Source organism: uncultured Nocardioides sp., assembly GCF_902805925.1.
In the GTDB taxonomy this organism is placed as follows: domain Bacteria; phylum Actinomycetota; class Actinomycetes; order Propionibacteriales; family Nocardioidaceae; genus Nocardioides.
Genome location: NZ_CADCUP010000025.1, coordinates 1 through 12,209 on the forward strand (window position 1 = coordinate 1; position 12,209 = coordinate 12,209).

A 12,209-nucleotide genomic window follows, 5' to 3' on the forward strand; every position below is an offset into this window, starting at 1 on the left:
GGCGCCGGGAGGGGCTCACAGAACGCGAGTCCGAGATCCTGGCCCTGGTCACCCAGGGCAAGAGCAACGCGGAGGTGGCTGCACTCACCTACCTCGCGCCCAACACCGTCAAGTCCTACATCCAAAACCTCTACCGGAAGATCCAGGTCGAGAGCCGCACCCAAGCGGTGGTATGGGGCGTGCGGCACGGGTTCTTACCCGATCACCACCGCATCGACCACTGGAAGGGTGGACCCTGACGCAGAGCCGGCCGCCCCCCGCGGTATCACTGTGAGTCACCGGAAACCCACCGGCGAGTCGCTGCCATTACCGCCGGTCACCCTGTCACCCGTCGCGAGCCGCAGGCCCCCCATCAGCTCCCGCTACGGCGCGTCATCGTTCGCGAGGAGCGATCGTCAGGAGCAAAGTTATGCTCAGGGGCCTTGTTCACCGGTGCGCTCTTGCATCGAAGTCGATGGCAACGTCGCATCTGCCGCTGTCATGCCGATGTTCGGACTTCCGCTCCGGCGTTTCAGCCTTCAGAGGGTGAGGAAGAAGAAGCACAGCGAGCAACGGCCGGTCGTGACCAGTCGAGCGCAACTCAAGGCAAACCAGGACCGCGTCGTGGGCGAGTTCGAGGCGCTCGCCGGACGCTTGCGCGGGCGTCTGACAACGAGGCGACACGCGGTTCAGCGACTCCTTCACGACACGAACCAAGAGCTGAGTTCGACTCAGGTAGACCTGTTCACACCAGAGCTCATCCACCTGCTGCGGCGGCTAGAGAACGAAGTGATAACGGCAGGCGAGGTGCAGGGCGACCTGAAACCGGTCCCCTGCAACGCCTCATCTGCCGCGATTCGCCCGGTCGCTGTCCGCAAGCGGATCGGCTTGCGGAGGCCTTAGGTGGCGGGTTGGGCTGGCGGCGGTGGCTCCGTAGCGTCGCCGGCCTGTCGTGGTTGAGTAGCGTGTGAACGTTCTCGTCATGGCCCTCTTGGTGATCGCGGTCTCGGCTGCAATCCACGCTGCGGTGGGCTTCGGGATCAACTTGCTCGCTGTGCCGGTCTTGTTGGTGCTCGACTCCGCCTATGTGCCCGGTCCCGCTCTGGTGGCCGGCCTGTTCCTGTCGGTGCTGATGGCGGGCCGCGAGTTCGGGTCTTTCGATTACCGCTTGGGGTGGGCGATCCTCGGTTTGCTTCCGGGGACTGCGCTCGCACTTGGACTTCTCGCGGTCGTGCCCCAAGACGCGCTCGGCGTACCACTGGGCTTGCTCGTCTTGGTTGCGGTCGGACTGTCGGCGCTGCGGTGGAAACCATCGCCTACCCGCCCGGCACTCCTTGTCGCCGGAACTGCGTCGGGCTTCCTCGCTACAGCTGCCTCCATCGGCGGGCCGCCGATGGCGCTGCTCTACGCCAGCGCCGAGGGTGCGAGGCTGCGGAGCACGTTGTCCGTCTTCTTCGTAGCGGCCTCGATCCTGTCCATCAGTTCTCTAGCGGCCGTCGGGCGCCTCGGCCCTGAGGAGTTGAAGGTCTCAGCCGCCTTCCTCCCTGCAGTCGCGGCCGGTTTCGTGCTGGCGGGACCCCTGCGCCGTATCGTCGATCGTGGACATGCCCGACCCGCCGTCCTCGTGCTGTCCGCGGTGGCAGCCGTCGGCGCTGTGGTCGAGAGCCTCCTGAGAGGCTGACCTCTGGCGATCCCTGGAGACGTGCGCGCACCAAGGTCTGGGCGGTCGGCGTCCGACCCCGCCGCGACTCTGAGGTTGAATTGCGCCCACTGGCGGCGCGCTGCACGCCCCTGAGCACCATCGTTCGCGAGCGTCGCGCAAGCCGAACTGCCTACGGCGACCACTTCGCGGTGCCCGTTGGCCCGCCCCAAAGGGTGGGGACACCGCCGGTAGCCGATCGATCACTGGAGCGATCGATTATTCCGCTGAGCACGTCCGCGGCCGCGATTCAGCGGGTCATAGAGTCATCTGTTTCGGACAGAGCGAAAGCTTGGGGGTGGTGCGTTGTGTCGCCCTACTGTCCGGGTTCGTACTTGAACGAGACGCGAAGCTTTGTCCGATACGTGATCCCGCCGTCGTCTCCCAGGTGGATGTCCTGCTCGACAACCTCTGCAACCCGCAGATCTCGAATCGTCGCGCTTGCCGCCTTGATGGCCGTCGACGCGGCGTCTTCCCAGGACTGAGTGCTTGTTCCGATGAGGTCTGTCACCCTGTAAACGCTCACGCGAGCCTCCTGGCCAATGCGGATGGATTGTCCTTCTGTCACAGTCCTACCGGACTGGTGCTTCCTCCGACAAGAAGCACGTGGCGGTCTCCGGCTGCCAATGCACGGCGCCGGGATTGGCTGGTCGTCGACGAGCACCGGTGGCCACGTCAGCGTCAACTGCTCGTCAGTTGCCGATCGGCACGCGGAGCGTGTCACAGAGGGATCGGCACGCGGAGCGTGTCATCGAGGGATCCACCACCGGGACTGCGTCGACATGTCGGCCGATCGTCAGCGGACGCCGTACCCGCTTCGGCTCAGGAGGCGGCCAGCCAGGGGCAACCGGCGCTGATCATCCGTTGTCGCGATGTCTTGCGACGGCTCGCGCCGCCGCCGCTCGAACGCGAGCGTGGGGATCTTCGCGAAGCGTCAGCATGACGTCGAACGCGTCATCGATTCGGTGCCGTGCAGCGACCTTGGCCGCCATCTCGCGCACTCGCCACGCCTCATCGGTCAGGGCGCCCACGACTGGAGAGGTCGCAGCGTCGTCCCAAAGCCACAGAAGACCCCGCAGTGCCCAGACTCGCAGCCAGTAGTCCGGTCCAGGTTCGCCTCCAACCACAGCCCACCGCGCGGGCGGTCCACCCAAGGCATGAATGATGTGGCCGTCGACGTCGCGCCCATCGAGGAGAGCGACGCAAGCCTTGATGACGACGTCGCGACCAAGCTCCGCACTGAGCGACTCCACGCTTTGTCGCGGTCCAGGCCACCGGGCGTTCTGCATGGACCGATTGTGCAGGAGGCCGCAGGGTGCGCTCCTGCTCCCGACGACGCGAGTACCTCGGTGGCCCTTCGATACTGCTGAGAGCGCACGCGTCTGCCGCGATGAGCGCGCTCCTGCGACAACGACATGCTCGGGGAACACAACGAGGGGATCCGCAGCCGGCCTGAGCTCTCTCGCAGCGGGCTCGTCATCGACACCAGGGCCCTGTCGGCCTCGTCCGTGACGTCGAGCTCGACCGTCGCGAGCCTGATGGCGTGCGCGCCGGCGAGAGTCTGCGTGCGGCTCGCAGGCGGTCGGTCACGCATGATTCACGACGTACCACCTGGCGTCCGGCAACTGCTGCGTCGTGGTTCGGAAGAGTCCCGCAACGGAGCGCATGCGAAACGCCCAGGCTTGACGCCGGCTTCGGAGCCGAGCCATCGCATCGGTCGCGCCACGAGGTCCGGGCGCCGTACCCGGCTCACGTCGCCCCCTGACGGCGCAGATCAGGCCTCGCCCATCACCAGGCCCTCGATGGTGTGCTTCTGGGTGATGGGGGTGAGCTCCTCGACCACCGGGCACTTCAGGTGCGCCTTCACGCGGTCGGGGAGGGACTCCCAGTAGTCGCGGGTGACCGCGAGGTCATGGTGCTCGGCGTTGCCCGCGCCCGGGGCGTCGACGCCCAGGACCAGCACCGGCCGGGACTTCTGCGAGTTGTTCTTGGTGCCGCGGTGGATGGTGAGCGCCGAGCGGGCGGAGATGTCACCCATCTGCGGGTACTTGCGCACGGCGAGCGACTCGTAGCGCTGGTACTCCGACTTCGACGGGAACATCTCGTGCTCGAAGTCCGTGCCGTGCTCCCAGTGCGTGCCGGGAGCGACCTCGAACGGGCCCATGTCCTCGGCGGTGTCGACACAGGTCACGTTGAAGGCGAGCGAGGTGAGGCGGCGCTCCTGCCGAGTCTCCTGCGGGCTCGGGAAGTCGCGGTGCCAGGGCTGGTTCATCGCGCCGGCGAACGGGATGTCGAACCCGACCTCGACGATCTCGTAGTCGGGGCCGAGGATCGCCTCGGAGACCCCGCGCACCCACGGGTGGTCGACGAGGTCGACGAAGCCGCGCAGCGCCTCGGGGTGGATCTCGACGTACCAGCGGTTGGGGCCGCGGCCGACGGCGCCGTTCTCCCGGCTGCGGGCCTCGGTGAACGCCGCCTCGACGTCCTCGCCGAGCTGGGCGACCCACTCGCGGCTGAAGGCGCCCTTGAGGCCCGTGACGCCGTCCTTCTCGATGGTCCGGCGGACCGCCTCGAAGTCGTGGGCCTGGTCGGTCTGGGTGGCGGTCATGGTGCCTCTCCTGGGATCGATGACGAGCGTCCCCTCCATGCTGCAACGTTGCAACGCCGCGTGGCAATAGGGGTCGGGGCGCCGTTCCGGGGTGCGGTGACACCGGTGGTGGCCCACGACGACGGTGCTCGACCGCCGCCGACGGGGCACGTCACCGCAGGAGCATGGGAGAGCCGTGGGCAGCGCCAAGGCGTCACCGCGCAGGCTGCCGCCTGCCAGACTCAGCACGTGACCGACCCCGATCCGCGGTACTCCCTCGCGAACGAGCGGACGTTCCTGGCCTGGATCCGTACGGCGATGGGGCTCCTCGCCGCGGGTGGTGGGCTCGTGGCGCTCGACCCGCCGTGGCCGGACGCTGCCGTGCGCGCGCTGGGGGCGGTGCTGGCCGTGACGGCCGGTGCGTCGGCCTTCGCCGGCTGGAACCGCTGGCGGAAGGTGGAGGCCGCCATCGCCGCCGGACGCCCCGCACCTCCGCTGCGCGCCCACGTCGCCCTGGCCGCCGTCGTCGGTCTCGTCGCGCTCGCGGTGGCGCTCCTCGTCGTGGCCTGAGCCCGGCCGGCGCCCGGAGATTCCGGGTCACCACCGATCGGAGCGCCGGTCAGCGCACCGTCTCCAGCACGAGGAGCCCCGAGAGCGTGGCGAAGGTCAGGCCGGCGACCACCCGGAGCGCGGTCGCCGCCCGACCCGATCCCCCCGCCGTACCGGCCAGCCGGCCCACGACGACCCCGACCACGACGTCGATGACCAGCGCGAGGACCAGGAAGATGCCGCCGAGGGTCATCAGCTGCCAGCCGGCGGGCCCGTGGCCCTCCCGCACGAACTGGGGGAGGAAGGCGGCGAAGAACAGGATGACCTTCGGGTTCGTGAGGTTGGTCAGGACCGCTCGGCCGACCACCTGGCGGTCCGGAGCCTCCGTCGTGCCGGCGCCGGACCGGACCGAGCGCAGCGTCGTGAACGCCAGCCACCCGAGGTACGCCGCTCCGCCGAGCCGCACCACGGTGAGCGCGGCCGGCGCGGAGGCCAGCAGCACCGCCAGCCCGAAGGACGCCGCCGCCACGTGCACCACCATCCCGACCCCCATCCCGAGCGCCGAGAGCACGCCGGCCCGGGTGCCGCGCTCGGCCGCCACCGCCGCGATGTAGGCGTTGTCGGGACCGGGCGCCACGGTGACGAGGACGGCGGCCGTGATGAAGCCGGGAAGCACCGATGGGTCCACCACGATGGGACCTCCGTAACGCATTAGATGTCCTTTGGACGTTACGACAAGGAGATGCTGAGTGCAACGCTTACGAGGGGGTCAGTGCGTTACCATGTCGGGGTGCCGGTGATCGTTGACGCCATCCCCCTGGCGGCTCTCGTGGAGCTCGTCAACGGGTGGGGCGGCACGCCGCGCCGCGAGGCCGGTGAGGACGACTGGGACTACCCGGGGCATTCGGGGTTGCTCGATCTCTGGGGTCTCCCCGACGAGCTGGTGCCCGGGACTGACGAGGGGCTGGCTGCCGTGGCGGACCGGCTGCACCCGGTGTTCGCCGCCGGGCGAGGCAGGACCGGCCGTCTCCCTCGTCAACGACCTCCTCGAACGCACCGCCGTGGGCCCGGTCCTCACCACGGACGGCGGTGGACTCCGCGCGGCGTGGTCGGTGCCGGACCCGGGTCAGGCGCTCGGCCACCTGAGGAGTGCGCCTGCCCTTCGTACGATGTGAGGACGACGGAGCGACGGCGGTGTGGGCGTTCTCCGTCATCGGGTGCTGACACGCAGGCTCTCAGGCTCCGCCCATCCACACCCTCCGGCCAGCAGGAGAACAGCATGCACACGAGCATCACCCGCAAGGCGGGCGCGATCGCGCTCGGCGTCGCCCTCACCCTGTCGGCCTGCGGCAGCGACGGCGGTGGCAGCGACACCTCGACGGCGGTCTCGGCCACCGAGCACGCCGAGGCCGACGTCGCCTTCGCCAGCGACATGGTCCAGCACCACGCCCAGGCGTTGTCGATGGTCGACCTGACCGTCGGCCGCACCCTCGACCCCGAGGTGCAGCAGCTCGCCGAGGAGATCCGCGCGGGTCAGGGCCCGGAGATCGAGACGATGGCCGACTGGCTCACCGAGTGGGGCGAGGAGGTGCCCCCGACCATGCGCGACCACGCCAACGCCGGCCACGACATGGGCGACATGGCGGAGTCGATGGAGGGCATGGACACCGACATGCCCGGGATGATGTCGGCCGAGGAGATGGCCGAGCTCGAGGAGGCCCCGGACACCGAGTTCCAGACGAGGTGGCTGGAGATGATGGTCGAGCACCACACCGGCGCGGTCGAGATGGCCGAGGCCGAGCAGGAGGACGGCCGCTACGCGCCGGCCGTCGAGCTCGCCGGGAGCATCATCGAGTCCCAGACCGCCGAGATCGAGACCATGGAGGGCCTCCTCGGCTCCTGACCCACGGTGTCACCGGCCGGCCGAGGAGGAGTGCGAGCCTCCGCCGGCCGCGCCGTCGCTGAGCTCTGCGGCCACGGACACCACGAGTCCGCCGACCATGAACGCCACGATCGCAGCCACCAGGGTGGGCGTCGCGAGGTCCGGGATGAGGCGGCGCGCACCGGTCGGCCCGGCCGAGGCCTGGTGGTACTCGTGCGTCAGGGCATGGCCCCTGCCGCGCTGCAGCAGGTAGCGGTTGACGGGGTACGCCGCGACGAAGGCGGCGGTGAGCGCGACCATCATGCCCACCCAGAACACGACGTTGACGAGACCGGCGTCCATGGCCCCGGGGATGAGGGCCATCACGAGGTTGTCGACGACCTCCATGGTGGCGATGGACAGCGTGTCCGCCGCCAGCACCACGCTCAGCGCGGCACCCACGCCGAGACCGGCCCGGAGCAGCGGCAGCGTGGAGAGCGTGTAGCCGAAGAGGAACGCGAGGCCGACGGCGAGCACGATGGTCCAGCCGCTGCTGAGGCCGATCGCGGTGCCGATCATCAGGCCGGCGATCTCGCCGATGGCGCAGCCGGTCAGGCAGTGCAGGGTGGCGCTGAGCGCCATGGCGTTGGTGCTCCCCGAGGCAGCGTGCGCCTCGTGGTCGGTGTGCTGGTGTGGGTGGGTCATGGGGTGCCTCGCTCCGGTAGGTGGTTCCTTCCCGCTGAACGCATACCCCCTGGGGGTATATTCCAACATAACCCCGTACGCCGTCCGGAATAACTCTTGTGGGTGTCGGTGCTGTCCACCATGATGCTGTCCAGGGACGCCACGGAGGAGACGACACCATGAGCACGACCGACACCGCCACGGCCAGGGACACGCCGCACGCCGCCGACCGGCACGACCTGATCCGCGTGCAGGGCGCGCGGCAGAACAACCTCAAGGACGTCAGCGTCGAGCTGCCGAAGCGGCGGCTGACGGTCTTCACCGGCGTCTCCGGCTCGGGCAAGAGCTCGCTGGTGTTCGGCACGATCGCCGCCGAGTCGCAGCGGATGATCAACGAGACCTACAGCGCCTTCCTGCAGGGCTTCATGCCGTCGTTGTCGCGACCCGAGGTCGACCTGCTCGAGGGGCTGACGACCGCGATCATCGTCGACCAGGAGCGGATGGGCGCCAACCCGCGCTCCACCGTCGGCACCGCCACCGACGCCAACGCGATGCTGCGCATCCTGTTCAGCCGCCTCGGCCGGCCCTACGTCGGGCCGCCGACGGCCTTCTCCTTCAACGTCCCGACCCGCAAGGCGAGCGGCGTGATGAGCACCGAGAAGGGGGACCGCGTCGAGAAGGCCGTGGTGCGCGAGGCCGTCTACCTCGGTGGGATGTGCCCGCGCTGCGAGGGCATGGGAGCGGTCTCCGACATCGACCTCACCGCGCTGTACGACGACACGAAGTCGCTGGCCGACGGTGCGCTGACGGTGCCGGGCTACTCGATGGACGGCTGGTACGGCCGGCTCTTCGAGGGCGTCGGGCTGCCCATGGACAAGCCGATCGCATCGTTCACCGCCAAGCAGCTCGACACGATGCTGTACTCCGAGCCGACGAAGATCAAGGTCGAGGGCATCAACCTCACCTTCGAGGGCATCGTCCCGAAGATCCAGAAGTCGATGCTCTCCAAGGACGTGGAGGCCATGCAGCCCCACGTACGCCGCTTCGTGGAGCGCGCCATCACCTTCCAGACGTGCCCGGAGTGCAGCGGTACCCGGCTCACCCGGGACGTGCTCGCGTCCCGCATCGAGGGCAAGAACATCGCCGACCTGTGCGCCATGCAGATCAACGACCTCGCCGACTGGGTGCGCCGGCTGGAGGAGCCGTCGGTGGCGCCGCTGCTCAAGGGGGTCCAGCACCTGCTCGACTCGTTCGCCGGGATCGGCCTGGGCTACCTCTCCCTCGACCGGCCCGCGGGCACGCTGTCGGGTGGAGAGGCCCAGCGCACCAAGATGATCCGGCACCTCGGGTCCTCGCTCACCGACGTCACCTACGTCTTCGACGAGCCGACGATCGGCCTGCACCCCCACGACATCGAGCGGATGAACGAGCTGCTGCTGCAGCTGCGCGACAAGGGCAACACGGTGCTCGTGGTCGAGCACAAGCCGGAGACGATCGCGATCGCCGACCACGTCGTCGACCTCGGGCCGCGGGCCGGCAGCGAGGGCGGCGAGGTGATGTTCGAGGGCACCGTCGAGGGGCTGCGCGCCAGCGACACCGTCACCGGCCGCCACCTCGACGACCGGGCGAGCGTCAAGGAGACGGTGCGCCCGCCGTCGGGGGCGCTCGAGGTGCGGGGGGCGTCCACGCACAACCTGCGCGACGTCGACGTCGACATCCCGCTCGGGGTGCTGTGCGTGCTCACCGGTGTCGCCGGGTCCGGGAAGAGCTCGCTGGTGCACGGCTCGGTCGCCGGCCGCGAGGGCGTCGTCGTCATCGACCAGGGCGCCATCAAGGGCTCCCGCCGCAGCAACCCGGCGACGTACACCGGGCTGCTCGAGCCGATCCGCAAGGTGTTCGCCAAGGCCAACGGCGTGAAGCCCGCGCTCTTCAGCTCCAACTCCGAGGGCGCCTGCTCCACCTGCAACGGCGCCGGTGTCATCTACACCGAGCTCGGGGTGATGGCGACCGTGGAGTCGGTGTGCGAGGAGTGCGAGGGCCGCCGGTTCCAGGCATCGGTGCTGGAGTACACCCTCGGCGGCCGCAACATCGCCGAGGTGCTGGCCATGTCGGTCACCGAGGCCGAGCGGTTCTTCGGCGACGGGGAGGCGAAGACCCCGGCGGCCCACAAGGTCCTCGCGCGCCTGGCCGACGTGGGCCTGGGCTACCTCACCCTCGGCCAGCCGCTCACCACGCTCTCCGGTGGCGAGCGGCAGCGGCTGAAGCTGGCGACGCAGATGGCCGACAAGGGCGACGTCTACGTCCTCGACGAGCCGACCACCGGCCTCCACCTCGCCGACGTCGAGCAGCTGCTGGGCCTGCTCGACCGGCTGGTCGACTCGGGGAGGTCGGTCATCGTCATCGAGCACCACCAGGCGGTGATGGCCCACGCCGACTGGATCCTCGACCTCGGCCCCGGCGCCGGACACGACGGTGGACGCATCGTCTTCGAGGGCACGCCGGCCGACCTGGTGGAGGCCCGCTCGACCCTCACCGGCGAGCACCTCGCGACCTACGTCGGGGAGGGGGCCCGTTCCTCGACGGTGTGAGGAGCCGACGGGGCCGTGGTGTTCCGCTGTGAGCAGAACGGGCGCCACCAGGGCCGGAGCGGCGGCTAGCGTGGGTCCATGGGAGAAGTCGTTGCGTTCCCCGGCCAGTCCACGCAGCAGTCCGCGGACCGGCCCGAGCCGCTGTGGCGCGAGCAGGTCGGGCAGGCGCTGCGCGAGGCCCGGTTGGCCGCCGAGCTGCGGCTCGTCGATGTCGCCGCCCGGGCGGGCGTCTCCCCGCAGTACCTCTCCGAGCTCGAGCGCGGCCTCAAGGACCCGTCGTCGGAGATCCTCGCCGCGATCTCGGGCGCCCTCGGCCTGCGCACCGTCGAGGTCGCGTCCCGGGCGGTGACCACGCAGGCACTCGGCCACCGCCCGGGCGCGTACGACGGCCCGGTCTGCCTCGCCGGCTGAGGGAGCCGGCGGCTCACGTCCCGCGCTTGTCCAGCACCGCGTCCACGACCCCGTAGGCGAGGGCCGCGTCGGCGGTCATCACCAGGTCGCGGTCGGTGTCGTCGCGCACCTGCGCGGGCGTGCGGCCGGTGTGCCGGGCCAGCAGCTCCTCCAGCAGCGAGCGCACCCGGTCGACCTCCTCGGCCTCCAGGATGAGGTCGGGGATCGTGCCGCGGCCCTCGGCGGCCGGCTGGTGCAGCACGACGCGGCCGTGCCGCAGGATGGTCCGGCGCCCGGGCTCGCCGCCGGCGAGCAGCACCGCGGCGGTCGCGACGGCCTGACCGACGCAGGTGGTCTCCACCGGCGCGCGGACGAACTGCATCGCGTCGTACACCGCCAGCATCGCCGGGATCGAGCCGCCGGGGGAGTTGATGTAGAGGTTGATGGCGGAGTCCGTGCTCTCCGACTCCAGGTGCAGCAGCTGGGCGATGACGGCGTTGGCGACGCCGTCGTCGATGGGGGTGCCGAGGTAGATCACCCGGTCCGCCAGCAGCCGGCTGTAGATGTCGGTGGTGCGCTCACCGCGGCTCGACTGCGTGGTGACGTAGGGGATCGGGTAGGAGCTCATGCCCGCACGCCCAGTCCGAGCGAGCGCGGCGCGGGCGGCCGGATCTCCTCCAGCGACTCCACGACGTGGTCGACGAAGCCGTACTCCACCGCCTCGGTGGCGGTGAACATCCGGTCGCGACGCGAGTCGTGCTCGACGGTCTCGACGCTCTGGCCGGTGTCCTCGGCGATGAGCCCCAGCACGGTGTCGCGGGTGTGCCGCAGGTCCTCGGCCTGGAGGGCGATGTCCTGCGCCGTGCCGCCGAAGCCGGCCGAGCCCTGGTGGAGCAGCACCCGCGCGTGGGGCAGGGAGTACCTGCGCCCGTGCTCGCCGGAGCTGAGCAGGAACTGGCCGGCGCTGTAGGCCATGCCCATGTTGACCGTGCAGACCTCGGCGGGCAGCAGCCGCATCGTGTCGCGGATCGCCAGCATGGCGGGCACCGATCCGCCGGGGGAGTTGATCCACAGCCAGATGTCGGCCCGCGGGTCGTCGGTCGCCAGCATGACCAGCGCCGAGCAGAGCCGGTTGCCGACGGTCTCGTCGAGCACGGAGCCGAGCAGGATCGTGCGTTGGTCGAGCAGGCGACGAGCCAGGTCGTCGTCGAGCCGGGTGGTGGGGGTGTCGGTCATGGCCCCACGGTGGCAGCGCGCGGGAGGCCGCAGAAGGGCGCGCTGCTCCGAGCGGATCCGCCCTGGGCAGCACGGGCTCAGAGCTGCGAGAGGTCCGGCGGCACGTCGACGGCGTGCTGCTTCAGCGCCTCCAGGGGCACGACGCCGAGCACCGCCTCGTGCGTCGAGGCGAGCACCACCGGGGCGGGCGACCCGTCGGCGTAGGCCTGGAGCCACCGGACCGCGACGACGCACCACCGATCTCCCGGCACCAGACCGGCGAACCCCCACTCCGGGCGCGGGGTGACGAGGTCGTTGCCGATCGATCGCTGGTGGTCGAGGAACTGAGCCGTCACCACGGTGCAGATGCCGTGGACGCCGACGTCCTCCGGTCCGACCGTGCACGTGCCGTCCCGGTAGAAGCCGGTCACGGGGTCAGTGCTGCAGGGCTCGAGCAGCCCGCCGAGGACGTTGTGTTCGGTCACCGGTCCAGCGTCTCATCCCGGCGCGCGGACGCCCCGGCGGCTAGCATCCGGCGGGTGGCCGACAACGCACCCCTCGCCGACGTCCTGGACCGTCTCCGCTCGTGCGAGTGGGTGGACCTGACCCACTCCTTCGCGCCTGGGATCCCGCACTACCCCGAGTTCCCGGACGAGG

The 12,209-nt window shown here is 70.2% G+C and carries 15 protein-coding genes; 7 read left to right on the top strand and 8 right to left on the bottom strand.

Translation table 11 applies throughout. The features are described 5' to 3' along the window. The 3 genes from QZX64_RS01475 to QZX64_RS01485 form a co-directional block, all read left to right on the top strand. On the top strand, nucleotides 1-239 hold a 239-nt coding region (locus QZX64_RS01475), incomplete at its 5' end, for a response regulator transcription factor (protein ID WP_295656372.1). 286 nt (nucleotides 240-525) lie between these two features. Then, a complete protein-coding gene (locus QZX64_RS01480; protein ID WP_295656374.1) occupies nucleotides 526-882 on the top strand; it encodes a hypothetical protein in 357 nt (118 codons plus the stop codon). 79 nt (nucleotides 883-961) lie between these two features. Next, a complete protein-coding gene (locus QZX64_RS01485; protein WP_295656376.1) occupies nucleotides 962-1,660 on the top strand; it encodes a TSUP family transporter in 699 nt (232 codons plus the stop codon). 334 nt (nucleotides 1,661-1,994) lie between these two features. Here QZX64_RS01485 and QZX64_RS01490 read toward each other — a convergent pair whose 3' ends face one another. The 3 genes from QZX64_RS01490 to QZX64_RS01495 form a co-directional block, all read right to left on the bottom strand. Then, nucleotides 1,995-2,204, bottom strand: a complete 210-nt coding sequence (locus QZX64_RS01490; protein ID WP_295656378.1) for a dodecin family protein — start codon at nucleotides 2,202-2,204, stop codon at nucleotides 1,995-1,997. A gap of 331 nt (nucleotides 2,205-2,535) precedes the next feature. Next, nucleotides 2,536-2,967: a HEAT repeat domain-containing protein gene (locus QZX64_RS16705; protein ID WP_366558494.1), complete on the bottom strand. Its 432-nt coding sequence runs from the start codon at nucleotides 2,965-2,967 to the stop codon at nucleotides 2,536-2,538. A gap of 485 nt (nucleotides 2,968-3,452) precedes the next feature. Then, nucleotides 3,453-4,286 carry a phytanoyl-CoA dioxygenase family protein gene (locus QZX64_RS01495; protein WP_295656379.1) on the bottom strand — a complete coding sequence of 278 codons (834 nt, stop codon included), beginning with the start codon at nucleotides 4,284-4,286 and terminating at the stop codon, nucleotides 3,453-3,455. 228 nt (nucleotides 4,287-4,514) lie between these two features. Between QZX64_RS01495 and QZX64_RS01500 the strand changes: the two genes are divergently transcribed. Then, nucleotides 4,515-4,835 (top strand): YidH family protein, encoded by a 321-nt coding sequence (locus QZX64_RS01500; RefSeq protein ID WP_295656381.1) that lies wholly within the window; start codon nucleotides 4,515-4,517, stop codon nucleotides 4,833-4,835. A 49-nt stretch (nucleotides 4,836-4,884) separates the two neighbouring features. Here QZX64_RS01500 and QZX64_RS01505 read toward each other — a convergent pair whose 3' ends face one another. Continuing rightward, complete coding sequence (locus QZX64_RS01505; protein ID WP_295656383.1) at nucleotides 4,885-5,505, bottom strand: LysE family translocator; 621 nt, start codon at nucleotides 5,503-5,505, stop codon at nucleotides 4,885-4,887. A 588-nt stretch (nucleotides 5,506-6,093) separates the two neighbouring features. On the opposite strand from QZX64_RS01505, the gene QZX64_RS01510 reads away from it, so the two are divergent. Beyond that, nucleotides 6,094-6,717 carry a DUF305 domain-containing protein gene (locus tag QZX64_RS01510; protein WP_295656385.1) on the top strand — a complete coding sequence of 208 codons (624 nt, stop codon included), beginning with the start codon at nucleotides 6,094-6,096 and terminating at the stop codon, nucleotides 6,715-6,717. A gap of 9 nt (nucleotides 6,718-6,726) precedes the next feature. Here the strand turns inward: QZX64_RS01510 and QZX64_RS01515 are convergent, their stop codons facing one another. After that, entirely contained in the window at nucleotides 6,727-7,380 is a 654-nt protein-coding gene (locus QZX64_RS01515; protein ID WP_295656387.1) for a DUF4396 domain-containing protein, read from the bottom strand. Between the two features lie 158 nt (nucleotides 7,381-7,538). Here QZX64_RS01515 and QZX64_RS01520 point away from each other — a divergent pair, with 158 nt between their 5' ends. After that, the gene (locus QZX64_RS01520; protein WP_295656389.1) at nucleotides 7,539-9,947 is read left to right on the top strand and encodes an excinuclease ABC subunit UvrA; all 2,409 of its coding nucleotides are present in this window, start codon (nucleotides 7,539-7,541) and stop codon (nucleotides 9,945-9,947) included. Nucleotides 9,948-10,025: 78 nt separating this feature from the next. Continuing rightward, on the top strand, nucleotides 10,026-10,358 hold the full coding sequence (locus tag QZX64_RS01525) for a helix-turn-helix domain-containing protein (protein ID WP_295656391.1): 333 nt from the start codon (nucleotides 10,026-10,028) through the stop codon (nucleotides 10,356-10,358). Between the two features lie 13 nt (nucleotides 10,359-10,371). Here QZX64_RS01525 and QZX64_RS01530 read toward each other — a convergent pair whose 3' ends face one another. The 3 genes from QZX64_RS01530 to QZX64_RS01540 form a co-directional block, all read right to left on the bottom strand. After that, nucleotides 10,372-10,965 carry a ClpP family protease gene (locus tag QZX64_RS01530; protein WP_295656392.1) on the bottom strand — a complete coding sequence of 198 codons (594 nt, stop codon included), beginning with the start codon at nucleotides 10,963-10,965 and terminating at the stop codon, nucleotides 10,372-10,374. Then, nucleotides 10,962-11,573: a ClpP family protease gene (locus tag QZX64_RS01535; protein ID WP_295656393.1), complete on the bottom strand. Its 612-nt coding sequence runs from the start codon at nucleotides 11,571-11,573 to the stop codon at nucleotides 10,962-10,964. Before QZX64_RS01535 ends, QZX64_RS01530 begins: the two co-directional genes overlap by 4 nt. 77 nt (nucleotides 11,574-11,650) lie before the next feature. Continuing rightward, nucleotides 11,651-12,037: a DUF2237 family protein gene (locus QZX64_RS01540; RefSeq protein ID WP_295656395.1), complete on the bottom strand. Its 387-nt coding sequence runs from the start codon at nucleotides 12,035-12,037 to the stop codon at nucleotides 11,651-11,653. Nucleotides 12,038-12,209 lie beyond the last annotated feature (172 nt).